The sequence below is a fragment of the Lacibacterium aquatile genome (assembly GCF_042683105.1).
In the GTDB taxonomy this organism is placed as follows: domain Bacteria; phylum Pseudomonadota; class Alphaproteobacteria; order Elsterales; family Elsteraceae; genus Lacibacterium; species Lacibacterium aquatile.
In genome coordinates, this window is record NZ_JBHUIP010000010.1 from 24,153 (window position 1) to 48,678 (window position 24,526).

Annotated in this window: 22 protein-coding genes and 1 tRNA gene; 13 read left to right on the forward strand and 10 right to left on the reverse strand. The window is 63.4% G+C overall.

Going from position 1 to position 24,526, the window contains the following annotated elements:
• Positions 1–62 precede the first annotated feature (62 nt).
• Together ACFSM5_RS10405 and bioB are read left to right on the forward strand one after the other, a co-directional pair.
• A complete protein-coding gene (locus ACFSM5_RS10405) occupies positions 63–620 on the forward strand; it encodes a biotin transporter BioY (protein ID WP_379876291.1) in 558 nt (185 codons plus the stop codon).
• The gene (bioB, locus tag ACFSM5_RS10410; protein WP_379876292.1) at positions 617–1,585 is read left to right on the forward strand and encodes a biotin synthase BioB; all 969 of its coding nucleotides are present in this window, start codon (positions 617–619) and stop codon (positions 1,583–1,585) included. Before ACFSM5_RS10405 ends, bioB begins: the two co-directional genes overlap by 4 nt.
• On the opposite strand, the gene ACFSM5_RS10415 is transcribed toward bioB, so the two are convergent.
• Positions 1,570–1,998 (reverse strand): DUF6314 family protein, encoded by a 429-nt coding sequence (locus tag ACFSM5_RS10415; RefSeq protein ID WP_379876293.1) that lies wholly within the window; start codon positions 1,996–1,998, stop codon positions 1,570–1,572. The two genes, bioB and ACFSM5_RS10415, sit on opposite strands and share 16 nt — an antisense overlap.
• 91 nt (positions 1,999–2,089) lie before the next feature.
• Here ACFSM5_RS10415 and ACFSM5_RS10420 point away from each other — a divergent pair, with 91 nt between their 5' ends.
• Positions 2,090–2,863, forward strand: coding sequence for a GNAT family N-acetyltransferase (locus ACFSM5_RS10420; protein ID WP_379876294.1), 774 nt, complete (start codon positions 2,090–2,092; stop codon positions 2,861–2,863).
• Here the strand turns inward: ACFSM5_RS10420 and ACFSM5_RS10425 are convergent.
• A complete protein-coding gene (locus ACFSM5_RS10425) occupies positions 2,860–3,603 on the reverse strand; it encodes a hypothetical protein (protein ID WP_379876295.1) in 744 nt (247 codons plus the stop codon). The two genes, ACFSM5_RS10420 and ACFSM5_RS10425, sit on opposite strands and share 4 nt — an antisense overlap.
• Before the next feature lie 196 nt (positions 3,604–3,799).
• On the opposite strand from ACFSM5_RS10425, the gene ilvD reads away from it, so the two are divergent.
• Positions 3,800–5,635 carry a dihydroxy-acid dehydratase gene (gene ilvD / locus ACFSM5_RS10430; protein ID WP_379876296.1) on the forward strand — a complete coding sequence of 612 codons (1,836 nt, stop codon included), beginning with the start codon at positions 3,800–3,802 and terminating at the stop codon, positions 5,633–5,635.
• A gap of 98 nt (positions 5,636–5,733) precedes the next feature.
• On the opposite strand, the gene msrP is transcribed toward ilvD, so the two are convergent.
• Together msrP and ACFSM5_RS10440 are read right to left on the reverse strand one after the other, a co-directional pair.
• Complete coding sequence (msrP, locus tag ACFSM5_RS10435; RefSeq protein WP_379876297.1) at positions 5,734–6,669, reverse strand: protein-methionine-sulfoxide reductase catalytic subunit MsrP; 936 nt, start codon at positions 6,667–6,669, stop codon at positions 5,734–5,736.
• A gap of 103 nt (positions 6,670–6,772) precedes the next feature.
• Positions 6,773–9,319, reverse strand: coding sequence for an Rne/Rng family ribonuclease (locus tag ACFSM5_RS10440; RefSeq protein WP_379876298.1), 2,547 nt, complete (start codon positions 9,317–9,319; stop codon positions 6,773–6,775).
• 427 nt (positions 9,320–9,746) lie between these two features.
• On the opposite strand from ACFSM5_RS10440, the gene ACFSM5_RS10445 reads away from it, so the two are divergent.
• Positions 9,747–11,465: an N-acetylmuramoyl-L-alanine amidase family protein gene (locus tag ACFSM5_RS10445; protein WP_379876299.1), complete on the forward strand. Its 1,719-nt coding sequence runs from the start codon at positions 9,747–9,749 to the stop codon at positions 11,463–11,465.
• A gap of 171 nt (positions 11,466–11,636) precedes the next feature.
• Here the strand turns inward: ACFSM5_RS10445 and ACFSM5_RS10450 are convergent, their stop codons facing one another.
• Positions 11,637–12,071 (reverse strand): acetyltransferase, encoded by a 435-nt coding sequence (locus tag ACFSM5_RS10450; RefSeq protein WP_379876300.1) that lies wholly within the window; start codon positions 12,069–12,071, stop codon positions 11,637–11,639.
• 48 nt (positions 12,072–12,119) lie between these two features.
• Between ACFSM5_RS10450 and ACFSM5_RS10455 the strand changes: the two genes are divergently transcribed.
• The gene (locus ACFSM5_RS10455) at positions 12,120–12,413 is read left to right on the forward strand and encodes a hypothetical protein (protein WP_379876302.1); all 294 of its coding nucleotides are present in this window, start codon (positions 12,120–12,122) and stop codon (positions 12,411–12,413) included.
• A 37-nt stretch (positions 12,414–12,450) separates the two neighbouring features.
• On the opposite strand, the gene ACFSM5_RS10460 is transcribed toward ACFSM5_RS10455, so the two are convergent.
• From ACFSM5_RS10460 to ACFSM5_RS10470, 3 genes are all read right to left on the reverse strand, one after another.
• Positions 12,451–13,272 carry an ABC transporter permease gene (locus tag ACFSM5_RS10460; protein ID WP_379876303.1) on the reverse strand — a complete coding sequence of 274 codons (822 nt, stop codon included), beginning with the start codon at positions 13,270–13,272 and terminating at the stop codon, positions 12,451–12,453.
• 8 nt (positions 13,273–13,280) lie between these two features.
• Positions 13,281–14,231 carry an ABC transporter permease gene (locus ACFSM5_RS10465; RefSeq protein ID WP_379876304.1) on the reverse strand — a complete coding sequence of 317 codons (951 nt, stop codon included), beginning with the start codon at positions 14,229–14,231 and terminating at the stop codon, positions 13,281–13,283.
• An 82-nt stretch (positions 14,232–14,313) separates the two neighbouring features.
• Positions 14,314–15,819, reverse strand: coding sequence for an ABC transporter substrate-binding protein (locus tag ACFSM5_RS10470; protein ID WP_379876305.1), 1,506 nt, complete (start codon positions 15,817–15,819; stop codon positions 14,314–14,316).
• A gap of 93 nt (positions 15,820–15,912) precedes the next feature.
• Between ACFSM5_RS10470 and ACFSM5_RS10475 the strand changes: the two genes are divergently transcribed.
• Genes ACFSM5_RS10475 through ACFSM5_RS10495 form a run of 5 tightly spaced genes read left to right on the forward strand, consistent with a single transcriptional unit; the run spans position 15,913 to position 20,527 of the window.
• On the forward strand, positions 15,913–17,007 hold the full coding sequence (locus ACFSM5_RS10475) for an anhydro-N-acetylmuramic acid kinase (protein WP_379876306.1): 1,095 nt from the start codon (positions 15,913–15,915) through the stop codon (positions 17,005–17,007).
• Positions 17,004–17,975, forward strand: a complete 972-nt coding sequence (locus ACFSM5_RS10480) for an ABC transporter ATP-binding protein (protein WP_379876308.1) — start codon at positions 17,004–17,006, stop codon at positions 17,973–17,975. Before ACFSM5_RS10475 ends, ACFSM5_RS10480 begins: the two co-directional genes overlap by 4 nt.
• The gene (locus ACFSM5_RS10485) at positions 17,972–18,934 is read left to right on the forward strand and encodes an ABC transporter ATP-binding protein (RefSeq protein ID WP_379876309.1); all 963 of its coding nucleotides are present in this window, start codon (positions 17,972–17,974) and stop codon (positions 18,932–18,934) included. Before ACFSM5_RS10480 ends, ACFSM5_RS10485 begins: the two co-directional genes overlap by 4 nt.
• A complete protein-coding gene (locus ACFSM5_RS10490) occupies positions 18,935–19,663 on the forward strand; it encodes a GntR family transcriptional regulator (protein ID WP_379876310.1) in 729 nt (242 codons plus the stop codon). It abuts the gene before it with no gap.
• On the forward strand, positions 19,664–20,527 hold the full coding sequence (locus ACFSM5_RS10495) for a DMT family transporter (protein WP_379876311.1): 864 nt from the start codon (positions 19,664–19,666) through the stop codon (positions 20,525–20,527).
• 10 nt (positions 20,528–20,537) lie between these two features.
• On the opposite strand, the gene ACFSM5_RS10500 is transcribed toward ACFSM5_RS10495, so the two are convergent.
• Both ACFSM5_RS10500 and ACFSM5_RS10505 read right to left on the reverse strand, forming a co-directional pair.
• Positions 20,538–21,179 (reverse strand): hypothetical protein, encoded by a 642-nt coding sequence (locus ACFSM5_RS10500; protein WP_379876312.1) that lies wholly within the window; start codon positions 21,177–21,179, stop codon positions 20,538–20,540.
• 32 nt (positions 21,180–21,211) lie between these two features.
• Positions 21,212–23,281, reverse strand: coding sequence for a molybdopterin-dependent oxidoreductase (locus ACFSM5_RS10505; RefSeq protein WP_379876313.1), 2,070 nt, complete (start codon positions 23,279–23,281; stop codon positions 21,212–21,214).
• A gap of 201 nt (positions 23,282–23,482) precedes the next feature.
• Between ACFSM5_RS10505 and ACFSM5_RS10510 the strand changes: the two genes are divergently transcribed.
• Together ACFSM5_RS10510 and ACFSM5_RS10515 are read left to right on the forward strand one after the other, a co-directional pair.
• Positions 23,483–23,569, forward strand: a tRNA-Leu gene (locus tag ACFSM5_RS10510).
• Between the two features lie 103 nt (positions 23,570–23,672).
• Positions 23,673–24,293: a ribonuclease D gene (locus ACFSM5_RS10515; protein ID WP_379876316.1), complete on the forward strand. Its 621-nt coding sequence runs from the start codon at positions 23,673–23,675 to the stop codon at positions 24,291–24,293.
• The last annotated feature ends 233 nt before the right edge of the window (positions 24,294–24,526 follow it).

Genomic DNA, 24,526 nt, shown 5'->3' on the forward strand with positions numbered 1-24,526 from the left:
ATAGATTTTCTGGAATCGATTTATCGATCTTGCGATCAAATTATCTATAATTGGAGATTGAAATGTATAATTCGATAGCGGGCACTCTGTCCCCAATGCTGCTGATGCGACGGGCTGCTCTGGTTATCCTGGGGGTCGCCGTTCTGACTTTGAGCGCCAAGATCAGCATTCCCTTCTGGCCGGTGCCGATGACCTTGCAGACCCTGGCCATCATGGGATTCGCCGTCACCCTGGGCGCGCGCGGAGCGGTTGCCGTCCTGATGGCCTATCTGGCGGCGGGGGCGATGGGATTGCCCGTCTTCACCGGCACGCCGGCACGCGGCATAGGCCTTGCCTATATGGTCGGACCGACCGGCGGTTATCTGCTGGGTTATGTGGTCGCCGCTGCGGTGGTCGGTCGTCTGGCGGCGGGACGCGGGGTATGGGGGCGTTTTGCCGCGATGCTGATCGGCATGGTGCCGGTCTATGCCTTCGGGGCGGCGTGGCTTGCCAACTTCGTCCCGGTCGAGCGGATCTGGGCTGCCGGTGTCGCCCCCTTCCTGCTGGGCGATTTTCTCAAGATCGCCCTGGTGGCCTTGGGCGTCTCGGCGGCAGCGCGCCTGCGGACGTTTGGCCGGTGAGCGGCATTCGCCACGATTGGTCGGTAGAGGAGCTTCTGGCCCTCTACCGCCTCCCCCTGCTCGATCTTGTCGGGCGGGCGAATGCCGTGCATCGCCAGCATCATCCCGATGGCGAGATCCAGAAGGCAAGTCTGCTGAGCATCAAGACCGGCGCCTGCCCGGAGGATTGCGCCTATTGCCCGCAGTCGGCCCATCACCGCGAGGTGGATCTGGAGCGTGACGGGCTGATGGATCCGGAGCGGGTTCTGGCGATGGCCGCCCGCGCCAAACAGGCCGGTGCCGATCGTTTCTGCATGGGGGCAGCCTGGCGGGAGGTGCGGGATGGTAAGGCGTTCGACGCAGTGCTGACCATGGTCTCCGGCGTCAGGGCGCTGGGCATGGAGGCCTGCGTCACTCTTGGTATGCTGAAGCCCCATCAGGCCCGTCGCCTCGCCGAGGCAGGCCTCACCGCCTATAACCATAACCTCGACACCGGCCCGGAGTTCTACGGGCAGATCATCACCACCCGGACCTATCAGGACCGTCTGGAAACGCTGGCCCATGTGCGGGCGTCCGGGATCGAGCTCTGTTGTGGCGGTATCCTCGGCATGGGGGAAAGCGACCGGGATCGGATGGCGATGGTGCAGGTACTGGCGGGGTTCGATCCGCATCCCGAAAGCGTGCCGATCAACGCCCTGGTCCCGGTGCCAGGCACACCGCTTGGCGGGCGCGAGCGGATCGATCCGCTGGAGATCGTGCGAATGGTGGCCGTCACGCGCCTCGTCCTGCCGCAGACCACCGTGCGGCTGTCGGCCGGGCGCTCGCACCTGGGACGGGAGGCGCAGATCCTCTGCCTGCTGGCGGGAGCGAACTCGATCTTCTACGGCGACCGCCTGCTGACCACTCCCAATGCGGAGGCCGATGACGACGATCTGCTGCTGGCCGCCATTGGCCCGCGGGAGGCGGTGGCTCACGCGGGGCGGTAGGTCGTTTCCATCCGGTAGCCCTTCTTCGGCCCCCGCACCTGATGCACCACCGTGAAGCTACCGTCGGGCAGGAAGCGGTAGTCGCTTTCATACAGATCGGCGGAGCATTGGTGCGGGGCGCTGCCTGTGAGGTCCGGAGTGAGGGCGATCTCGTGGAAAAGCCGTGGCGGTGCTTCATCGAAATAGACCGCAAAGCCGTTCGGGCGTTGGGCATAGAGATAGCTGCGGTAGGAGGCGAATGTCTGGCCGTCCGGCAGGCGCAGGGTGCCTTCCTCGCGATAATGCAGCCAGCCGTCCGGGCGCGGAGTGAAGACAGCGGTTCCCTCCATGCGGGCGCCATTGTCGATGCGACGCTCGAAGGTCCAGCTTCCGGGAAGACCTTCGAAGCATGTTGCGGGCTTTTGCCAGAGCATTGGTAAGAAAACCTTTATTCCTGCTCCCTATCTTTACCCTGCATAGTGGGGGTCGGGAGAAGTGAATTTGCTGGAGAGGGTGCCGGTTCTGATGAATGCGCGTTTGCGTCTCGACAGGTTTTCCGAGGCGGATGTCCCGGCATTGGCGGCGATCCTCGGCGATCCCGATGTTACAAAGAACCTGACGGCCGACGGCGCTGGCCCTGATCGCTGTGTCGAAAGCGCCATTGCGCGCATGGACGGCTATAACAAGGCCTGGGACGAGCGGGGCTATGGCGTCTGGGCCGTCCGACTGATCGAAAGCGAGACTCTGCTGGGATGGTGCGGGTTCGCACCGCCCGATATCGGCGAGGATCCGGAGCTGCAATATGGCTATAGCTCGCGCTTCTGGGGCCGGGGCTATGGCTATGAGGCCGCGACGATGGCGCTCGACTGGTATTTTGACAATTTGGCGTACGCGGGAGTGTCGGCGGTCATCTTCGGGCAGTTGAACATGGGGTCGGCGGCGTTGCTCCGGAAGCTCGGTTTCCGGATTCGCGGCGGAATGCCGATGGAGAATTTCCTGCCCGATGTCGCGCTTGCCCGCGATGTGATGAATTACGAGATCTGGCGTCTGGCCAATGCCCAGACGTCGGATGTGGAGGCGCTGCTGTTCCATTGCGCCTTCAAGGGCGGCCAGATCGCCAGTCTAGGTTTCGATGTGCTGGCTGAAGTCGAACAGCGCTTCTGTGACGCCGTGCTGTCCCGTCCCGGCTGCGCGCAAAGGATCGACCTGGAAAGCAAGGTACGTGCGGCTTTCCGCGAAGGGGCTGCGGCCCCGGATCTGGAATGGTCGCATCTCAAACGCGTGGACTGGCGCTCTTAAGAAGGGGGCCAATAGGGCGCCGGGCGGGCCATCGCCTGATCGCAGGTCAGAGTGAAGGTTCCCGCGCCGATCTGTTTGATTTCCCCCCAGCTTAGGAACAGCGGGTCGATATCGAACAGCGGATTGTGTTTGCAGGTGAAGAAATAGCTCATCAGGCCTGGCTGCAGCTTGTCGATGCTGTAGGACGGCTGGGCTTCCTGCCGTACGTCCTGGAACAGATGCCGCGCCATCAGCTGAATCGGATATTCGAAAAGATAATAGTCCGTTTCATCCATCGTCAGACGGCCGCCGTGGAACATGAAATAGGCATTGTCGTCGATCCGGGCGCGGCGCATATCGGCCAGGCTTAGAATATCGAGGCAGGCGGAATAGCAGCGGCCGACCGATGACTGGCTGATGATGACATCATGGTCGCGCAGAATCAGGCCGATCTCCCGCGCGACGCCGATACTGCCGCCCCCCGACATGAATTCCGCCTCCTTCAACTCTCCCTTTGCCGTCAGATCCCGCACGAGGTCGAGCATGGTGGCGCCGATCAGCCCTTTGAAGGTGTGGCGCTCGCCGATTTTCACCACCGACGCCGGGGCATCGGGGACCGAGGGATCGGTTAGCCGGGCGAAGATGAAAAACAGGCTGAAGATCATGTAGAGGATGAAAACGACCGGCAGCAGGATCAGCAGCCGTATGCCGGTGGTTTTCCAGGTCGGTCGCTCTTCGCGGACAATGAATTCGACGCTCATGGTCGGAGCATGACCGGCTGTTCTGCATTCCTCAAGACCCCTTGAGGCCCGCTCAATAGTTGAGCGTAAGTCGGCCCTGCCCTGTGGAGACGCCGATTGGCGCGCACGGCTTAAGGGCTTAAGGTGGCAGGCTGCGAGATAAGAGTAACTGCCCCGCTTATAAGAGGGCAGCGATAAGCCCGAGAGGAAGTTCGAGATGCCCGCCTATCGTTCACGCACGACGACCCATGGCCGTAACATGGCCGGTGCCCGCGGCCTCTGGCGCGCGACCGGCATGAAGGACAGTGATTTCGGCAAGCCGATCATCGCCGTCGTCAATAGCTTCACCCAGTTCGTGCCGGGCCATGTGCACCTTAAGGATCTGGGCCAGCTGGTGGCGGGCGAGATCGAAAAGGTCGGCGGCGTCGCCAAGGAATTCAATACGATTGCTGTCGATGACGGCATCGCCATGGGCCATGACGGCATGCTCTATTCGCTGCCGTCGCGCGAGCTCATCGCCGACTCGGTCGAATATATGGTGAATGCCCATTGCGCCGACGCGATGGTCTGTATCTCCAACTGCGACAAGATCACGCCGGGCATGCTGATGGCGGCGCTGCGCCTCAATATCCCGGTGGTCTTCGTGTCCGGTGGCCCGATGGAAGCGGGCAAGGTCATCATGAATGGCGCCACCAAGAAGCTCGATCTGATCGACGCCATGGTCGCTGCTGCCGATGACAAGATCTCCGACGAAGACGTGAAGGTCATTGAGCGCTCGGCCTGCCCGACCTGCGGGTCCTGCTCCGGCATGTTTACCGCCAACTCGATGAACTGCCTGACCGAAGCCCTGGGCCTGTCGCTGCCGGGTAACGGCTCGACGCTGGCGACCCACGCCGACCGCAAGCGCCTGTTCATCGAAGCAGGCCACTTGGTGGTCGATCTGGCCAAGCGGTACTACGAACAGGACGACGAAAGCGTGCTGCCGCGCTCGATTGCCAGCTTCAAGGCGTTCGAGAATGCGATGACCCTCGACATCGCCATGGGCGGTTCGACCAATACCGTGCTGCATTTGCTGGCCGCTGCCCAGGAAGCCGAGGTGAATTTCACCATGGCCGATATCGACCGGCTGTCGCGCAAGGTGCCGGTGCTCTGCAAGGTCGCGCCCTCGAACAACACCGTCCATATAGAAGACGTGCATCGCGCGGGCGGCATCATGGGCATCCTGGGCGAACTGGATCGCGGCGGGCTGATCCACAGCGACGTCGGTTCGGTCCATGCCGAGAACCTGAAGGCTGCCCTCGACCGCTGGGATATCAAGCGGACCAAGAGCGCCTCGGTCTATGAGTTCTTCAAGGCGGCACCGGGCGGCGTACCGACCCAGGTGGCGTTCAGCCAGTCGGCGCGCTGGGACGATGTGGATGCCGACCGCGAGGGTGGCGTCATCCGCAGCGTCGAACATGCTTTCTCGAAGGACGGTGGCCTGGCCGTGCTGTTCGGCAACCTCGCCATCGACGGCTGCATCGTGAAGACCGCCGGTGTCGATGCCTCGATCCTCAGCTTCACCGGCCCGGCCAAGATCTTCGAAAGCCAGGACGATGCGGTCAGCGGCATTCTGGGCGGCGATGTGAAGGCAGGCGACGTGGTGCTGGTGCGCTACGAAGGGCCGCGCGGTGGGCCGGGCATGCAGGAAATGCTCTATCCGACCAGCTACATCAAATCCAAGGGCCTCGGCAAAGCTTGCGCCCTGGTGACGGACGGTCGTTTCTCCGGCGGTTCCTCGGGCCTCTCCATCGGCCATGTCTCGCCGGAAGCGGCCGAAGGCGGGTTGATCGGTCTGGTGAAGGATGGCGATCTGATCGAGATCGATATCCCGACCCGCAAGATCCATCTGGCGGTGGATGATGCCGAACTGGAGCGTCGCCGCGCCGAACAGGATCGCCTGGGCTGGAAGCCTGCCAAGCCCCGCAAGCGCAAGGTTTCTACAGCCTTGAAGGCCTATGCGGCTTTTGCGACCTCGGCAGCGCTGGGCGCGATCCGCAAGCTGCCGGAATAATAGAAAGAGTCATCCTCGGATCAAAATCCGAGGATGACTCTTCGAACAGAGACAGAAGATACAGCTAAAGGCCGTAATGACTGTTTGGTAGGCGGTCCCTACCGATAGAGCTGCTCGCCCTGGATATCCTTGTAGAGATGGGCGACCTGCTCGCCATAGCCATTGAACAGCAGGGTGGCGCGGGTATCGCCTGCCAGGGTGCGCTCGGTCTTCTGGCTCCAGCGCGGGTGGGCGACCTCGGGGTTCACATTGGCCCAGAAGCCATATTCCTGGGCCTGCATCAGTTCCCAGAAGCTGGTCGGGCGCTTGTCGGTAAAGCTCATCTTCACGATGGATTTGATCGACTTGAAGCCGTATTTCCACGGCAGGACAAGGCGGATCGGCGCGCCCATCTGTTTAGGCAGCGGCTTGCCATAGACGCCGGTGGCCAGGAACGGCAGTTCGTTCATCGCCTCGGCCATGGTGACGCCTTCGACATAGGGCCATGTGTACCAGAACTGCTTCTGGCCGGGCGCCATGTCGGTGTCCATGAAGGTTTCGAAGCGGACGTATTTTGCCTCGTTTTTCGGCGCGGCGAGCTTGACCAGTTCGGCCAGCGGAATGCCGGACCAGGGCACGGACATCGACCAGGCTTCGACGCAGCGATGACGGTAAAGCCGCTCTTCGCCGGGGATCTTGGCCAGGATATCGTCGACCGAGAGCTTCAGTTCCTTTTCGACCATCCCGTCGATGGTCAGCGTCCAGGGGTCGGTTTTCAGCGCCTGGGCCGCGCGGACGACATTTTTGGACGAGCCGAATTCGTAGAAGTTGTTATAGCTGGTCGCGATGCCCTCTTCGCTTAGGGGCCGGTCCAGCGTGTATTTCTCCTGCCGGGGCATCGGATAGGTTCCGGCTGCCTTGGCGATAGACGGAAGCAAGCTGGAGGCGCCCAAGGCTGCGCCCGCCTTCAGGAGCTTGCGGCGGCCGAAGAACAGGGATTCGGGGGTCGCCTCGCGTTCGGGCATCTCCCAACTCCGTTTGATCCTGAGCAGCATCGGTGGGCTCCAATCTTAAGAGAATTCACATTCAGTATACGAGGCGCCCGACGATTCGGACGCAAAGAAAAAGGGGCGCCGAAGCACCCCTTTTCCAATCGCATCAGCGACGCCACCAACCCTTTTTGGGCGGGGCGGGCGGTTCGCTCGAAACCGGCTCGGGTTCAGGAGCCGGGGCAATCGGCTCGGCAACCACGACGACAGGTTCGGGGGCGGGCGCCAGCGGCGCTGCTTCCTCGACGACCAGCACGTCCGGGGCGGTCGCAGCCGGAACCGGAACCTCGGAAGCCACAGGCGTCTCGGCTTCGGCCACGGCCACAGGGGCCTCGTCCTTCTTGGTGCTACGGCGGCGCGACGGCTTCTTGGCGGCAGCCTCGGGCGCGTCGGCGACGGGAGCTTCCTCGGCCTGGGTAGCTTCCACCGGGGCGGCCTCTTCCGACTTACCACGACGACGGGTCGGGCGGCGGCGGGAGGGGGCAACTTCCTCAGAAGCGGCTTCCGGCACAGCCTCCGTCACGATCACGTCAGCGGCTTCTGCGGCTGCAGCCGCGGCTTCGACAACCGGGACTTCGGCAGGACCGGTGACGGTCACGGCATTGAGGTCGGCGATCTCGATGACGATGGGGGCCGAGGAGCCATCGGGGCTCTCAACGGTCGGCTGATCGCCCTCGCGCTTGCCGCGACGACGGCCACCACGCTTGCCGCGGCGGCGGCGGCGGCGGTCGTTCTCGTCTTCGCTGCCATCGGCAGAGGCTTCGGCGCCATTGGCGTCTTCGCCCTCTTCGTCGCCTTCGGCGTCATCGCCGGTCGAGCCATCGGCGCTGGCGCCTTCCTCGTCACGGCGACCACCACGACGACGGCGGCGGCGGCGGCGGCGCGAACCATCGCCATTGTCGCGGCCTTCACCGTTTTCACCGCCTTCGGCTTCACCAGCCTCGGCAGTTTCGATCAGTTCTTCTTCCTCGACGATATCGTCGTCATCTTCCTCGATGATCGGCGTCGGGGCGGGCAGGGAGGCCAGCGGCGAAGGCTCATCGGCACCGCGCATGCGGGTGCGGTCCAGGCGGAAGGCCGGCGGGATCAGCGTATCGTCGGCCTCGATCGTCACCGACAGGCCGTAACGGGCTTCGATATCGATCAGCGTCTTGCGCTTGTGATTGAAGATATAGAGCGCGATGGCCGTCGGCACGAAAAGCGCGATCTCTGCCGCCTTACCGCGGATGCCTTCTTCTTCGAGCGAGCGCAACACATGCAGGGCTGTCGATTCGACCGAGCGGATCAGGCCGGTACCATGGCAATGCGGGCACTTCGCGGTCGAAGCCTCCAGCAGCGACGGGCGCAGGCGCTGACGCGACAGTTCCAGCAGGCCGAAAGCGGAGATGCGGCCGATCTGGATGCGGGCGCGATCCGACTTCATCGCTTCCTTGAGGCGCCGCTCAACAGCCGTGTTGTTGCGGTTCTCCTCCATATCGATGAAGTCGATGACGATCAGACCGGCCAGATCGCGCAGGCGCAGCTGGCGGGCGATCTCGTCCGCCGCTTCCATGTTCGTCTTGTAGGCTGTCTCTTCGATATGGCGTTCTTTGGTCGCCCGGCCCGAGTTGACGTCGATGGAGACGAGCGCTTCGGTCGGGTTGATGACGATATAGCCGCCCGACTTCAGCTGCACGGTCGTCGCATGGATGGCGTCGAGCTGGCTTTCCACCTGATAGCGATGCATCAGGGGGATCGGATCGCGGTAAGGCTGCACCCGGCGCGAATGGCTGGGCATCAGCATCTTCATGAAGGCCTTGGCGGTCTTGTAACCTTCCTCGCCCTCGACCATCACGTCTTCGATATCGCGCGAATAGAGATCGCGGATCGCGCGCTTGATCAGATTGCCTTCTTCATGGATGAGGGCCGGAGCAATCGACGCGTAAGTGGTCTCGCGGATGTCTTCCCAGGCACGCATCAGATAGTCGAAATCGCGCTTGATCTCGGTCTTGGACCGCTCCATGCCCGCGGTGCGGACGATGACGGCCATGCCCTGCGGCACGCCGAATTCGTCTAGCATGCCCTTGAGGCGCTTACGGTCAGGAGCGCTGGTGATCTTGCGCGACACACCGCCGCCGCGCGGGGTGTTGGGCATCAGCACGCAATAGCGCCCGGCGAGTGACAGGAAGGTCGTCAGGGCCGCGCCTTTGTTGCCGCGCTCTTCCTTCACCACCTGGATCAGCATGATCTGGCGGCGCTGGATGACGTCCTGGATCTTATAGTTACGAAGGCTGCGCGAGCGGCGCGGGGCCATTTCCTCGGCGTCTTCGCCGCCCAGGCTTTCGATCTGCTCGCCTTCTTCGCCGTCTTCGCGCGCTTCATCGGCCCGCGCTTCCAGCTGCTCGGCGATCAGGGCTTCACGGTCGGCGGCCGGAATGCGGTAGTAGTCTGGATGAATTTCGGAGAAGGCCAGGAAGCCATGGCGGTTGCCGCCATATTCGACGAACGCGGCCTGGAGAGACGGCTCTACCCGCGTAACCTTGGCGAGGTAGACGTTACCCTTGATCTGCTTCTTCGTACTGGTCTCGAAATCAAATTCTTCGAGGCGATTACCATCCAGGACGACGACGCGGGTTTCTTCCGCGTGCGTCGCGTCGATTAACATACGCTTTGCCATTGATGAAAAACTCCGGCGAAGCCAGCGCGCCGTCGCGCACCGATGTAACCATCGGGCGAGCGAGCAAGGGGCCAGTCCGCAATTGTGAAATCGGGAGCGCCGACATCGCCGACTCAGGCAGGCCAAAGGCGCGCCGATCAGCGGTTTGTGTGCTCAGTTCGTTCGGGACGAGGCAGGCTCGTGGCACCGGACGGCGACTCCCAAAGTAGGGTTCAGTTTCTTGTCCGGACACCGACACCGCCGAGCATCACGCACGATCCCGCCAGCTGAACTCGACCCGTTGCGGCAACCGCCGCCAGCGGGGCGCTGGCTTAAATCGTCCGGGCGCGGCCTTGAGGCCGATGCGTGCAGACAGCCACACCATAGAGAGGCCGCAGCGCGGCGACAATGATAAATGCAGGGTGACTGCACCGCTTGCGTTGCAAAGATGCGCTCGCTCGCTATGCTGCACGTCATGCGAGGGTTATTCCAGAAGCTCAAGGGCTTGTCGGCAAGGCTTGCTATTTTGCTTGCGGTGCTGCCGGTTGTCCTGGTTGCGAGTGTGTCGCAGGCCGAGCCTGCCGCGACCGGCTGGCGTGTAGGCGAACGCGACAAGGGCGCGCGTTTTGTGCTGGATCTGGCTGACCCGGTTCCTTTCAACATCAATCAGCGCGGCCCGCAGCTGATCTCCATTGAAATGCCGGCGCTCGACTGGCGTATCAAGGGCAGAGGGCCGAGCGGTGGCCTCATCCGCGGTGTCGAGCATCGCCTCTCCGAGGGGGGGCGCCATGCCATCGATATCCGCCTGTCGCGGGCGGGGCATGTCTCCAGTCAGCTGCTGCTGCCCCCCTCTGAAGGTCTGCGCTATCGCCTTGTGATCGATATTGCACCCGGCGCGGATGATTCGCCCGGCACTACCCCCTCTGGCCTGTCAGCGCTGATCTTGCCGCCCGTTTCGGGACCGACAGCACAGCCGCTGCCGCCGCCTGCTCCACCGCCGACAAGCGGCCGGACGGCCCAGCGGCCCGGGCCGCAACCCCAGGTGCCGCCCAGCAGCCCCTTCCCGAGTGTTTCCTCGCCCTATGTGCAGCCCGAATCCGGCCCAGGCGCCCCTCTGCCTGAACCGCCCGCGCCGCGCCCGCCGCCCGCCGTGCCGCGCGCCCGGGTCCAGACCGAGGTTTTGGCGCCGCCCGCGCCGCCGCCTGCGCCGATTCCCCTGCCGCCACCGATAACGGAACCTGTTGCCAAAGCCGAAGCGCCGCCGCCTGCGCCCGTCACGGTATATGAGCGAGTGCCCGGTTATCCCTTGCGTGTGCTGATGACTTTGCCTGCCGCCAAGGAAGCGGCTGCTGTGCCGCCCGCGCCGTTCAATGCGCCCGCCGAACCGCCCAAGCAGGACCAGAGCGGGGCGCCGCCAGAGTCCCCGGCCAGCCAATCCTCCGGCTTCGTCGAGCCGCCGCCGGTCGCGCCAGTCGAGCAGGGCGATATTCGCCCGCTGATCGTTCTCGACCCCGGCCATGGCGGCAAGGATCCAGGCGCCACCAGCCTGTCGGGCGCCTTCGAGAAGAACCTGACCCTGGCGGTCGCGGTGGAGATGAAAAAGAAGCTCGAAGCGACGGGACGCTATCGCGTCGCCCTGACCCGCGACGGCGATGTGGCGGTACGCCTGCGCGACCGTGTGCAGCTGGCGCGGTCGGCGGGGGCGGGGCTGTTTGTCTCCCTGCATGCCGATGCGCTGTCGGACCGCAGCGTGCGCGGCATGTCGGTCTATACCCTGTCCGACAAGGCCTCGGATAAGGAAGCCGAAGCGCTGGCGGCCAAGGAAAACAAGGCCGATCTGATCGGCGGCATGGACCTCAGCGAAGCGGATCCCGGCGTGACCAATATCCTGCTGGATCTTGCCCGGCGCGAAACCCGCTCGACCTCTCTGGTCTTCGCGCGTCTGCTGATCCGAGAGCTGAAGCGTGATACGCCGACCGTGAACAACACGCTGCGCTCGGCCGGTTTTGCGGTTCTGACCGCCCCTGATATGCCGGCTGTGCTAATGGAGATGGGCTATCTCTCGAACGCCGAGGATGAAAAGCTCATCATGTCGCCCGATCATCAGTCCAAGGTCGCGGATGGGCTCGTTCGGGCCGCCGATATTCATTTCGCAAAACGTAACTGACGGTCGTTGGCTATGGCCTTTACTTGAGGCCATTTCTGTTTGCCGTCATCCTGGGGCTTACCCGGAGATCTCCTCTGGGGGCTGGCCCATTCGAGCTGAAGAAATCTAGAAGCGCACTTGGAGTCGGGCCAGGACAAGCCTTGGCATGACGGTGGTTTTTTAGGCCGCCCCTCAGCCCTGATACTGCAGGTGAAGCAGCGGATAAGCCCGCCCTTGTCCGTCCAGATCCGACCGGCCGGTGCGCCTGAACCCCAGGCGCTCATAAAAACCGACAGCCTGCGCATTCTGCTCGTTCACATCGGTGGTCATCGCTGGATGGAGCGTCAAAGCATGCTCCACAAGGCAACGCCCGACGCCCGAACCCCGGCAGTCGGGATCGATGAACAGCGCCTCCATATGGCCCTCGCTCAGCAGCATGAAGCCGACTGGTACCCCGTCCTTTATGGCCAGCAGCACAGGAGCCGTGGGCAGGAACCCCACCACATCGCGCTCGATGGCCTCCCTGTCTTCGGAGGTGAGAAAATCATGAGTCGCATCGACGGCGCGGCGCCAGATGTCGAGAACGCGCTGCGCATCGGCAAGCGTTGAAACACGGATGGTAATCATGGCTGTGTTATCTACTCACCCAACAACCAGAAGGCTAGCGAGGGCACGATGAGTTTTCCGCCGACAGTTATCCTGCAACTGCCGCTTTCGACACCTGATCGCTTTGAAGCCCTTCAAGCGTTTGTCAAAAGAAGCCTTGAGGACAAAGTCGAGTTGATCGCAGTTGTGGGAGAAGGCTGCGGCGTAATAGAAGACCGGATCGATTCATATATTGTCATGAGCGGTCCAGATTGTTTCATCACCACAACGTCTCACCCGAAGGAAACGCTTGAAGACGTTCTGGATTTTGCTCGCGTATGGCATAGGGATGGCCGAAGTGAGCCGGAAGTCGTGAAGCTTTAAAAAATATTGTCATCCGAGAATGACAGGCTTTTGTCTGCTACTCGCCCCTGAGTCTCGGGTCCAGCAGATCGCGCAGGGCGTCGCCCACAAGGTTGAAACCCAGGGACGCCATCAGGATCGCCATGCCGGAGAAGAGCGAGGCGAAGGGAGAGAGCAGCAGGAAGCTGCGCCCCTCGGCCAGCATGCGCCCCAGGGAGGGTGATGGCGGCTGGGTGCCGAGGCCCAGGAAGGAGAGCGAGGCTTCCACCAGGATCGCCGTCGAGAGCGAGATGGAGGCCTGCACCAGGATCACGCTGGCAAGATTAGGCAGGATATGGCGGAACAGCACGCGGGAATGGCTGGCGCCGAGCACCCTGGCCCCCGCCACAAAGTCGCTGCTGGCCAGCACCAGGGCCGGGCCGCGCAGGAGGCGGGCGAAGATCGGCATATAGACGATGCCGATGGCTAAGGCCGTCGTGCTGTCGCGCGGCCCCAGCACCGCGATGATGCCGATGGCCAGCAGGATGATCGGGAAGGCGAACAGGATATCCATGCAGCGCATGACCACCCGGTCCATCCAGCCGCCCATGTAGGCGGCCAGCACCCCCAGCGTTCCGCCGGTCACCAGGGCCAGCGCGACCGATCCGGCCGACACCAGCATCGAATGACCATAGCCATGGAGAATGCGGGACAGGAGGTCGCGTCCGAACTGGTCGGTCCCCAGCCAATGCTCAGCCGACGGCCCTTTGAGGCGGGCCATGATATCCTGGGCAACCGGATCATAGGGCGCGATCCAGGGCGCGAGGATCGCGCCGCCGACCTGAAGAATGACCAGCAGCAGACCGAAGGCCAGCAGCGGTTGTCGACGTACCCAGCTCATCTGCCCCATCATTTCAGAGATACCCGGGGATCGATGGCGACATAGAGCAGATCGATCAGGAAATTGATCACCACAAAGGCGCTGGTCACAAACAGGATCGCCGCCTGGATCAGCGGATAGTTCCGCTCGTTGATCGCCCCCAGCATCAGGCGCCCGAGACCCGGCAGCGCGAAGACCTGTTCTACCACGATGGCACCGCCGAAGAGGTAACCGGCCATGATGCCCAGCGTCGTGACGAAGGGGATCAAGGCATTACGCCAGGCATGGCTCATCACGACGGTAAATTCGCCCAGCCCCTTGGCGCGGGCAGTGCGGACATAATCCTGGCCCAGGGCATCCAGCATGGCCGAACGGGTGATACGGGCCAGTGCCGCCAACACCGGCAGCGAGAGCGCGATCACCGGCAGCAGCATGCGCTGGAGATTGCCCCAGGGATCATCGCTGAAGGGCACATAGCCCACCGCCGGATACTTCGGGAACAGCAGAAACATCACATAGATCAGCAGGCTGCCCAGCCAGAAGGAAGGTACCGTCACGCCTGCCACGGTCAGAATTCGCACCAGATAATCGGAGGCTGAATTACGGAGGTACGCCATGCCGACACCGGCCGGCACCGCCACCAACACCGCGAGTCCAAGAGAGAGCAGTGTCAGTTCGATGGTGACGCCGATGCGGGCGCCGATTTCCTCGATCACCGGCTTGCCGGTCCAGAGCGAGGAGCCGAAATTGCCGCTCATGACCCCGCCGAGCCAGGTGAAATACTGCTCCCAGATCGGCCGGTCGATACCAAGCTGCTGGCGCAGCGCATCCAGGCGTTCCGGTGTCACCTCTGCATTGGCGCCGAGCATGATCTGCACGGCATCCCCCGGCACCAGCCGGATCAGCAGGAAGGTAATCACCGAAACCCCGAACAGGGTGACGAGGAGGTCCGCCCCTCGCCGCGCCAGCAGTTTAAGCACTACCGCAAATCCCGAGCAGGCAAATACGCCTGCGACGACGCATTTGCGTTACGCAAATAGAAAAGCATCTTCAGATGCGCCTTTACTTCGCCGTCGTTTCGCGCAGGTAGCGGGTCTGACGGTTGGCGAGGATCTTGTAACCGCTCACGCCATCGCCCAGCGCGGTATAGAGCAGCGGGTTGGCGAGATGGGCAATCGGACCCTTGCAGGCAAGTTCGACCTGGACGTCCTTATAGATCTTCTGACGTTCGGCCTTGTCGTTGGAGGCACGGGCGGCATCCAGCTTCGCATCGATATCGGGGTTCGAATATTTATAGACGTTGGTCGAGCCGCCGGTCTTGAAGGTGCGGGTGAAATAATCGTCCGGATCGACACCGCCGCCGTTCAGCGACACGAAGGCTTCAAAGTTCGAATTGCGCCAATCCTGGATGAAGGCGCCCTGTTCCTGGACGTTGATCTTGGCCTTGAAGCCACCGGCGGCGAGCTGCGCCTGCACGACCTGGGCGGCATCGACAACGGTCTGGACCGAGCCGAGCACGTTCAGGGTCACTTCGACACCATCGGCAAAACCGGCTTCCTTCAGCAGGGCCTTAGCCTTGGCCGGGTCGGTCTTGTAGCAGGCGAACTCGGAGGTCGGGGCCACCCAATCCTTCAGGGCGGGCGACAGCGGGCCTGCGGGCTGGCCGAGACCGAAGTAAGCTGCTTCGATCAGCTTGCCGCGATTGAGGGCATAGTTGAACGCCTCACGCACCTGCGGCTTGTCGAACGGTGCCTTGCTGGTGTTGAACCCGACGAGGCTATAGGCCAGATCGGTCGTCTCCAGCACATTGACCGAGCTGCCCGACTTCAGGGTCAGGGCCAGGGCGCCGTCGATGTTCGGCAGCATCTGATAGGTACCCGACGACAGGCCCACCTGACGGGTGGTCGCTTCCGGGACGATGTTGAACTTCAGGCCGTCGAGCTTGGGCAGGCCTTGCTCGTAATAGCTGTCGTTCTTGGCCAGCAGGATATAGGTATCCGGCACCCACTGCTGGAACTTGAACGGGCCGGTGCCGATGGCACCCTTCTGCAGATCGGCGCCACCGCCAGCGGCCGACGCCGGGATGATCGCGAGATCGGCCAACTGCGAGACCAGCGGCGCGGAGGGGGCCGAGAGGGTCAGCTCGACTTCCGTCGGCGACACTTCCTTGGCTTCCGAAATCACCGTGAAGCGCGAGGCGAGCGGCGAGCCGGTCTTGGTGTCCTTGATCCGGTTGATCGAGGCGACCACGTCCTTGGCCGTGAAGGCCTCGCCATTATGGAATTTCACATTGTCGCGCAGGGCGAACTTATAGGTCTTGCCGTCGGGCGATACGCTCCAGCTTTTGGCGAGCGCGGGGACCACGTTCAGGCTGTCGTCGATGGCGGTCAGGCCTTCATAGACATTCTTCGTGACCAGGATCGAGGCAAACGAGGTGACCACATGCGGGTCAAGGCCGACCGGCGAGGCGTCGGTGGCAATTTCCAAGGGCTTCGCTTGCGCTACACCCGCTGCGATCAAAGCCAGGGCTGCTGCGCCCGCTTTCAGATATCCGGTACCAAGACGCATTTTTTCGCTCCCATCACTCTTGCGGTGTTATGACCATTAAGATACCACTTTAAGACCTCGGTCAATACCGACGGACGGAAGGGGAGAGAAAGAATGACGGCACGGCGTTTCAGGGCCCTCGGCCTCATCAGCGGTACTTCCATGGACGGCATCGACGCCGCCATTATCGACACGGATGGCAGCCGTGTCTTTGGCTTTCACGGTGCTTTGACCCATCCCTATCCCGATGCCGTGCGCACCGAACTTCTGGCCGTCGCCCGCGATCCCGCCAAGGCCGAGCTGCCTTTGGCCGAGCTTGAAGCCGCCGTGACCAAGGCGAATGCCGAGGCTGTAAACGCGCTTCTGGCCGCAAGTGGTATTGCGCTGCACACAATCGATGTCGTTGGCATGCACGGCCAGACGATCCTGCATCGGCCCGAACGTCGCTTCACCCGCCAACTCGGGCAAGGGGATGTGTTGTCCCGGATGTTGGGCCGGGATGTCGTCGCCGGTTTCCGTCTGGCCGATGTGGCGGCAGGCGGTCAGGGCGCGCCCTTCGCGCCGCTGTATCATGCAGCCCTTGCCGCCGACCTGGGTCGCCCGCTCGCCGTGCTGAACCTCGGCGGCGTCGGCAATGTGACCTATCTTGGCACCGACCTTATCACTGCTTTCGATACCGGCCCGGCCAGCGCCATGATCGACGATTGGGTCGGCAAGCATCTAGGACTCGCCTATGACGCTGATGGCGCCACCGCCGCCAAGGGCAACGTGAACGACGCCGCGCTCGCCAAGCTGATGGACAATCCCTATTTCGCCGCCCCTGCGCCCAAATCCCTTGATCGCAACGACTTCCCGATCACCCCGGTCGAAGGCCTGGGTGTCGAGGATGGCGCCGCCACCCTGACGTGCTTCACGGCCAAGAGCGTCGCAGCCTCCCTGCCCCATCTGCCGGGCGCGCCGACCCGCTGGCTCGTCACCGGCGGCGGGCGCCTCAACAGCACCATGATGCGGATGCTGCGCGAAGAACTGGGCGTGCCGGTCGATCCGGTGGAAGCCGTTGGCTGGCGCGGCGATTCGCTGGAGGCCGAATGCTTCGGCTTCCTCGCCGTCCGCTCTCTGCTGGGCCAACCGCTGTCGGTGCCGACTACGACCGGCGTTCCCCAGCCCATGACCGGCGGTGTGCTCTTCCGCGCCAAAGACGCCGCATGAGCTTGCTGGACGTCCAGGGCCTGACCGTCAGCCTGCGGCAGCGGGGCAGCGCCCCCGTGCCATTGGTCGAGGATCTCTCCTTCTCCCTGGATGCGGGCGAGATGCTGGCTGTGGTCGGCGAAAGCGGATCGGGCAAAAGCCTTACCGCCCTTGCCCTCATGGGCCTACTTGCCAAGCCTGCCCTGTCGGTCACGGCGGGCAGCATGATCTTCGAGGGGCGCGACCTCGCCACCCTGCCCGAGAAAGACTGGCGCAAGCTGCGCGGCAACCGCATCGCCATGATCTTTCAGGACCCGATGAGCAGCCTCAATCCGCTGCACCCCATTGGCCGCCAGATCGTTGAGAGTCTCTCCCTGCATCGTGGTCTTAAAGGGGACGCGCTGCGCAAAGCCGTGATCGAACAGCTCGACCTCGTCCGCCTGCCTGCCGCGGCCAGCCGCGTCGATCAATATCCCCACCAGCTTTCAGGTGGCCAGCGCCAGCGCGTGATGATCGCCATGGCGCTCGCCTGCCGCCCCAAGCTGCTGATCGCGGACGAACCGACCACCGCGCTGGATGTCACCATCCAGGCGCAGATCCTCCATCTGATCGACGGGCTGCGCCGGGATCTGGATCTGGCGGTACTGCTGATCTCTCACGATCTCGACCTCGTGGCCGAATATGCCGACCGGGTCGCGGTCATGTATGCGGGCCGGATTGTCGAGCAGGGCGATGTGGAGCCACTGTTCGAGGATCCGCATCATCCTTATACCTCCGGCCTGATCGCCTGTGCGCCCGGCAAGGTGCCGCGTGGCGGTACGCTGCTCTCCATTCCCGGCATGGTCCCGCCGCCCGCCAAGCGTGGGGTCGGCTGCACCTTCTTTGCCCGCTGCGGGCGCCGTCTGGAGAGATGCGCCGCCGAACGTCCGCCGCTGGTCGCGGGCGCCGCCTGCTGGAATCCCGTACCGGGAGAGGAGACACGGGCATGAGCGCGCTGCTGTCCATCGCCGGGCTCGGCAAGACCTATCGCGACCGCCACGGCCAGGCCGTCCACGCCCTGCGGGATGTGGACCTGGAACTCGCACGCGGCGAAACCCTGGGCATCGTCGGGGAAAGCGGCTGCGGGAAATCCACCCTCGGCCGCTGCGTCGTCCGTCTGATCGAAGCCAATGCGGGCGAGATCCGCCTCGACGGCCAGGATGTCACCAAGCTCGACGGCCCCGGCCTGCTGGCCTATCGCCGTGCCGTGCAGATCGTCTTCCAGGACCCGTCCGCCGCCCTCAATCCGCGCCATACCATCGGTGAGATCATCGGCGAACCGCTGGCCATCCACGGCATCGGCGACCGCGCTTCCCGCAAGGCGGAGGTCGCGCGCCTGATCGAGCGTGTGGGCCTTGCCCCCGAGGTCGCCACCCGCTACCCGCATGAAGTTTCAGGCGGTCAGCGCCAGCGCATCTCCATCGCCCGCGCCATCGCACTGAAGCCCCGGATCGTGGTGGCGGACGAGGCGGTGTCGGCCCTCGACGTCTCGATCCAGGCACAGATCCTGACCCTGCTGACCGAGCTTCAGCGTGAAGAAGGCATCGCCTTCTTGTTCATCAGCCATGATATCGGTGTCATCCGCCATGTGTCGGACCGGGTCGCAGTCATGTATCTCGGCCGGATCGTCGAAACGGGCTCGGCCGCCGAGCTGCTGGCAAACCCGGCCCATCCCTATACCAAGGCACTGCTCGCCGCGGTTCCCGACCCTGCCCGGCGCGGCAAGGAGTCCGGCCCGCCCTTGAAGGGCGACTTGCCCGACCCTGCCAATCCACCGCCCGGCTGCGTCTTCCAGACCCGCTGCCCGGTGGTGGAAGATCGCTGCCGGGTCGATATCCCGGCTTTGGTCACCCGCAGAACCGCCCCCTCTCCCCGTTTGGTTGCCTGCCATCTGATCGCGGAGGCTTAGATGTTCGACGGGCTGAAACTCGACCCAAGCGACCCGACCCCGCTTTATCTTCAGCTCCAGGCCGAACTGCGATCCCTGATCGAGGCGGGCAAGCTGCTGCCGGGCGATGCGGTCCCGGGCGAGCGCGATCTCGCGAACCGCCTGAAGATCAGCCGCGTTACCATCCGCCGCGCCATCTCCAACCTTGCCGCCGACGGGCTGCTGGTTCAGCGCCAGGGGGCCGGAACTTTCGTCGCCCGCCGCATGGAAGCATCGCTGTCGGTCCTCTCCAGCTTCAGTGACGATATGCGGGCCCGCGGCATGACGCCGGAATCTCGCTGGATCGAGCGGGTCGTCGCCGTTGCAATGCCCGAGGAAGCCTTGTCCTTGAGCCTCTCCCCCGGCGCCTCGGTCGTCCGACTGACGCGCGTGCGTCTGGCCGACGGCATGCCGCTGGCAGTGGAGCGGGCCAGCGTCCCTTCGGCCTATCTGCCCGACCTGACCCAGCTCGGCTCCTCCCTCTATGCCGCCATGGCGATTGCAGGCGCGCGGCCGGTACGGGCGCTGCAACGGATCCGGGCCGAAAAAGCAGGCGAGCGCGATGCCGATATGCTGGCGATCCCAGTGGGCGCGCCCGTGCTGGCAATCGAGCGGCGCGGCTTCGATGCTCTGAACCGCCCGGTGGAACTGACCCGTTCGCGCATTCGGGCCGACCTTTACGATTTCATCGCTGAACTAAGAGGACTTTAGATGTCGCTGGCGAATGCTTCGGGTGCCTCCAGCCTGCGCGGACCGCTGCTCTATGCGACGGCAGTGCTGTTCGGGGTCATGATCGATGTGATCGTGAAGGAGCTTTCTGCCCGGCACGAGACCGCGACGATCTTCTTCGCCCGCTGCGCCGGTGCCCTGATCGTGCTGCTGATCCTGCACCACCGCGATCTCGCCACCTTCAAGACGACCAAGCTGCGGTTCCATCTGCTGCGCGGCGCGCTCAGCAACATCGGTGTTGTGCTCTTCTTCTATTCCCTGGGCGAACTTCCGCTGGTATTGGCCTATGTCATCGCCATGAGCGCCCCGCTGATGATGACCGCCATGGCCGGGATCATCCTACGGGAAGCAACCGGCCGCAGCGCCTGGATCAAGGTCGGGATCGGCTTCACCGGCATCCTGATTTCGGTCGCGCCCCAGCTCTGGGACAGCAGCAGCGGTTCCTGGGTCGGGCTTGCTGCCTGTATCGCCGGGACGGTGGGATATGCCGCGGCGGCCTTGGCGATCCGCCCCCTCACGGCAACCGAATCGAGCGGCGCCATCGCCCTCTATCCGATCCTGATGGGGGCAGTGCTTGGCGGCCTTTATGTGATCCCTCAGGCAACCAGTCTGCCCACCGGCTTCGACCTCGGCATGATGCTGGCCCTAGGGCTCTGTTCGGCGATGGCCAACCTGCTGATCGCCAAGGCGTTCAGCATGGCCCCCGTCGCCCGCCTCGCGCCGCTGGAATATACGGCATTGGTCTGGGGCGTGGTCATCGGCTTCGCCCTCTTCGCCGAAGTCCCCACCGCCTGGGTATTGGTCGGCGCGGGCATCGTCGTTTGGGCGACCCTGAAGAAGGGCTGAGGGTTTCGGCTCAAGACCAGCCGAAATGGCTCCGTACAGCTGCCAGACTGCGGCCAATCTCCTTGGCGCGGCCTTCGGGACGGGGCAGCAGATCGGGATCGCGGTCCTTGTTGTAAAGACATAGGACCGGGGCACCGAAACGCTCGTAATGCTGATGCTTGGCCTCGGGGCTCAGCAGAACCAGTTTCTCGATGGACCAGCCGACACGCGCGAAATACGACAGATATTCATGCGCCTTGCCGAACGGTCCATGCTGGGGATCGGGATAGGCATCCATCTCCAGCGCCATCAGCACATTGAAATAGCTAAGCACGATGGGCGGCTTCTGGTTCGCCAGCTCATCGGCAGCTTTTTTGACCGTTGCCACGACGTCTACCGGCTGCATGTCGGCTTCCTGCCAGGAGCGGCGCAGGCAATAGACGCTCATATGTCCGCCACCGGGCAGGCTTACCGAATGGAAGCGATCCGCGCCTTCGCCGCCTGCATGGGGGTCGAGGCCGTTGTTCCCGGCGCCATAAAGGCTGGTCAGATGCCCGATGATGGTGGATTTGCCCGAGGAAGGCCGCCCGACGACCGCCCAGACCCTGATGCGTGGCGACGTCCCTGACGAAAGATGACCGGGGGTATCGAACTCAGCGGACGGACTCTGCATGAACGCTCCTCGATCAGTGTTTCCCAGATACGCTATTCAGCAACGCTAGCGATTTCCGCCCGCCGGAGCCAGACCTTGGTGTCATGGAACAGCGCGCCACCATTAGGCCGCCCGGCTTCGTCGCTCACCAGGCTGTTGATGCCGGTGCCGCCCTTGAAATCGCCATTGCCCCAAAGACCCTCCGCCACCAGCACGCCATCGGCCTGCCCCGTCGCGATCTGGGCCGTCAGCAGCACTGTGCCGCGCCCATTGCCGATCTCCACCAGATCGCCAGTCTGGATGCCGTGAGCGTCGGCAGTCACTGCTGTCAGGCGCAGGTAAGGCTTGCCCTCCTTCTGCCGCCAGCGCGCCACATGGGTGAAGCTGGTATTGAGGAAGTTGCGGGCGGGCGGCGCGATCATGCGGAACGGATGATCGGCATCAGGCCTGTCATCCAGACCCGCATAGTCGGGGAGCATCGGCATGCCGTCCGCCCAGCCGGTCGCGAAGTGGAACTTCTTATCCGCGTGACCGAAGGGCGCCGGGTCGTGGGGCGGCGTCAGATCGAGCCAGCGGCGGTCGCGCAGATCCTCATAGCCGTCCAGGCCCGACGCTATCAGCATTTCGTCGATCATCTCCCTGGCCGATTTGCTGAACTTGGGATCGGTCGCGCCGAGGCGGCGGGCGATCTCGTTATTCACCTCGATATTCGCGCGTGCCTCGCCGGGGGCGGGGATTAGTGCCGGGCCTACTTGAAGGCTGGCATGGCTCGCTGCCGCATAAAGATCATCATGTTCGACGAACTGAGTGGCGGGCAGGACGATGTCCGCCATCAGGGCAGTGTCGGTCATGAAATGCTCGTGCACCACGCAGAAGAGGTCTTCGCGCGCAAAGCCCTGGCGCACCAGATTGGTGTTCGGCGCCACCACCATCGGATTGGTGTTCTGCACCAGGATGGCCATCACCGGCGGACCATCCCCCAGCTCGGAGCGATCACCTGTCATGTGGCCCGTCAAGGCGACACCGATGCGGCTCATATCCATCATGCGGGTTTCTGGGGCGGGAGCTCCCTGCACGACCGAGCGCTTCACAAAAGCATAGGGGTTGCCATAGGCCCAGAAAGCACCACCGCCCTTGTGCGCCCAGGCGCCCGAGACTGCAGGTAGGCAGGAGACGGCATGCACGGAGGCCGCCCCGTTCCGTCCCCGCGACACGCCATAGCCCATCTGCAGATAGGCGCGCTTGCTGGTGAGGTAGAGTTTCGCGAAATCCTCGATGGCCTCGACCGAAAGCCCGGTCAGCGCTGACGCCCATTCCGGCCCACGGGCAGCGACATGCGCTTCCAATCCCTCTGGGAGGTCCGTGTGGCGGACGAGATACTCGCGGTCGGCTAAGCCATCACGGAAGGCGACATGCATGACGGCCAGTGCCAGGGCCGCATCCGACCCCGGTAGCAGCGCCAGATGTTGATCGGCCTGTTCGGCGGTCGGACTGCGATAGGGATCGATGACAATGATCTTGGCGCCACGCTTCTTGCGCGCCTCACTTGCCAGCGCGAAGGAATGGATGTTGGTGGCGATGGAGTTCGCCCCCCAGATCACGATCAGATCGCTGTCGAGCATCGCCTGGGGATCGCGCCCGATCTCTGCCCCCGTTCCCGCCTGCCAACCGGCCTTCACCAAGGTGACGCAGAAGGTGCCCTTCTGTTCGGAAAAGCCGAAGGCGCGTCGTAAGCCGTTGATGCTGTCCCGCTGCACCCAGCCCATGGTGCCCGCATAATAGTAGGGCCAGACGGCTTCGGGGCCATGGTCAGCGATGATCTTTGAGAAGCGGGAGATGATCTCTGCCATCGCCTCGTCCCAGGTGATGCGCTCGAACTGCCCGGAGCCTTTTGGGCCGGTGCGGCGCATCGGATGGAGCAGGCGGTTATCGGCATGTACCCGGTCGGCATAACGCGCGACCTTGGTGCAGAGCACGCCGCGCGTATAGGGATGGTCGGCGGCTCCTTTGAAGCGTCCGACCTTACCGCCCGGCAGCACCTCCACCTCCAGCGCGCAGGTGCTGGGACAATCGTGCGGGCAGGCGCTGGATTTGAAGACGGCCTCTTGATCGAGCGGTGGCATGTTTTTTGTCCTTTTGAACCCTTGGCCCGAACACTAGCCGAGTGCTGGGGCTTGGGAAACCACGGCTTCGTCATGCCGACCGCGACCTGAAGACCAGCCGCAAACGCCCGGGTTCGGCGGGACTTTTGACGAGATGCAAGAAAACTGAAAAAGAGGTGTTGACACTCCCCCTCCAGGTCGCCTAAAAACCCGCCACGCGTCGCCCAGGTGGCGGAATTGGTAGACGCGCTAGATTCAGGTTCTAGTGTTGGAAACGACGTGGAAGTTCGAGTCTTCTCCTGGGCACCAAAACAGAACGGCCGTGGTTTCCACGGCCGTTTTGCTTTTCAGGCCTTTTGCTGTAGAGCAGTATTAGGCAACGCAATCGGCAGCAAACAAAGGACCGGCAGCAATGGCGAACCATCTCTATAAGGGCGATCTTCCCGACGGCCTCGATCTTGGCCCCGTGGTGGCGATCGATACCGAGACGATGGGCCTGCATGTCGGTCGTGACCGCCTGTGCCTCGTTCAGTTGTCGTCAGGCGATGGCAATGCCCATCTGGTGCAGATGCCGATGCCCGGCAAGAACGGGCGCATGGAAGCCCCGAACCTCGCCCGCCTGCTGGCCGATCCCAAGGTTCTGAAGCTGTTCCACTTCGCCCGCTTCGATATTGCCGTGCTGCTGCATCACCTGGGCGTCGTCACCGCGCCGGTCTATTGCACCAAGATCGCCTCGCGCCTGATCCGCACATATACCGACCGCCATGGCCTGAAGGATCTGCTGAAGGAAGTGACCGGGGTCGAGATCTCCAAGCAGCAGCAATCCTCCGACTGGGGCGCCAGCGATCTTTCGCCCGAACAGATGGCCTATGCCGCCTCGGACGTGCTGTATCTGCATGCGCTGATGACCAAGCTGGACGTCACGCTGGAGCGCGAAGGCCGCAAGCATCTCGCCAAGGCCATGTTCGACTTCCTGCCGACGCGGTCCGAACTTGATCTGCTCGGCTGGACCGGCGACGTCTTCGAACACTAAGACGCTCGCCCGAAGGGACCATCTGCGTCGTTGCCTGAGGTGCTCGGTGCTCACGTACAGGAAGTACGTTCCGCGCCTGCGCTCTCAGGCGCCTAGCATCTAGCCCCTCCGGCCTTCGCTTCTAAAGCCCAGTAAGAAAGACCTCGTCATCCCGGACCCGATCCGGGATCTCGTGTAGCCAAACTGCGTCGCTCCGCCCTGTCAGCAAGCGTGAAGGCCGGTGGATGAGCTGC

Coding starts and splice junctions, on each gene's coding strand:
- ACFSM5_RS10405 (WP_379876291.1), top strand. CDS start 63: ATGTATAATTCGATAGCGGGCACTCTGTCCCCAATGCTGCTGATGCGA.
- ACFSM5_RS10415 (WP_379876293.1), bottom strand. CDS start 1,998: ATGCTCTGGCAAAAGCCCGCAACATGCTTCGAAGGTCTTCCCGGAAGC.
- ACFSM5_RS10420 (WP_379876294.1), top strand. CDS start 2,090: ATGAATGCGCGTTTGCGTCTCGACAGGTTTTCCGAGGCGGATGTCCCG.
- ACFSM5_RS10425 (WP_379876295.1), bottom strand. CDS start 3,603: ATGAGCGTCGAATTCATTGTCCGCGAAGAGCGACCGACCTGGAAAACC.
- ilvD (WP_379876296.1), top strand. CDS start 3,800: ATGCCCGCCTATCGTTCACGCACGACGACCCATGGCCGTAACATGGCC.
- msrP (WP_379876297.1), bottom strand. CDS start 6,669: ATGCTGCTCAGGATCAAACGGAGTTGGGAGATGCCCGAACGCGAGGCG.
- ACFSM5_RS10440 (WP_379876298.1), bottom strand. CDS start 9,319: ATGGCAAAGCGTATGTTAATCGACGCGACGCACGCGGAAGAAACCCGC.
- ACFSM5_RS10445 (WP_379876299.1), top strand. CDS start 9,747: ATGCGCTCGCTCGCTATGCTGCACGTCATGCGAGGGTTATTCCAGAAG.
- ACFSM5_RS10450 (WP_379876300.1), bottom strand. CDS start 12,071: ATGATTACCATCCGTGTTTCAACGCTTGCCGATGCGCAGCGCGTTCTC.
- ACFSM5_RS10455 (WP_379876302.1), top strand. CDS start 12,120: ATGAGTTTTCCGCCGACAGTTATCCTGCAACTGCCGCTTTCGACACCT.
- ACFSM5_RS10460 (WP_379876303.1), bottom strand. CDS start 13,272: ATGAGCTGGGTACGTCGACAACCGCTGCTGGCCTTCGGTCTGCTGCTG.
- ACFSM5_RS10470 (WP_379876305.1), bottom strand. CDS start 15,819: ATGCGTCTTGGTACCGGATATCTGAAAGCGGGCGCAGCAGCCCTGGCT.
- ACFSM5_RS10475 (WP_379876306.1), top strand. CDS start 15,913: ATGACGGCACGGCGTTTCAGGGCCCTCGGCCTCATCAGCGGTACTTCC.
- ACFSM5_RS10480 (WP_379876308.1), top strand. CDS start 17,004: ATGAGCTTGCTGGACGTCCAGGGCCTGACCGTCAGCCTGCGGCAGCGG.
- ACFSM5_RS10485 (WP_379876309.1), top strand. CDS start 17,972: ATGAGCGCGCTGCTGTCCATCGCCGGGCTCGGCAAGACCTATCGCGAC.
- ACFSM5_RS10490 (WP_379876310.1), top strand. CDS start 18,935: ATGTTCGACGGGCTGAAACTCGACCCAAGCGACCCGACCCCGCTTTAT.
- ACFSM5_RS10495 (WP_379876311.1), top strand. CDS start 19,664: ATGTCGCTGGCGAATGCTTCGGGTGCCTCCAGCCTGCGCGGACCGCTG.
- ACFSM5_RS10500 (WP_379876312.1), bottom strand. CDS start 21,179: ATGCAGAGTCCGTCCGCTGAGTTCGATACCCCCGGTCATCTTTCGTCA.
- ACFSM5_RS10505 (WP_379876313.1), bottom strand. CDS start 23,281: ATGCCACCGCTCGATCAAGAGGCCGTCTTCAAATCCAGCGCCTGCCCG.
- ACFSM5_RS10515 (WP_379876316.1), top strand. CDS start 23,673: ATGGCGAACCATCTCTATAAGGGCGATCTTCCCGACGGCCTCGATCTT.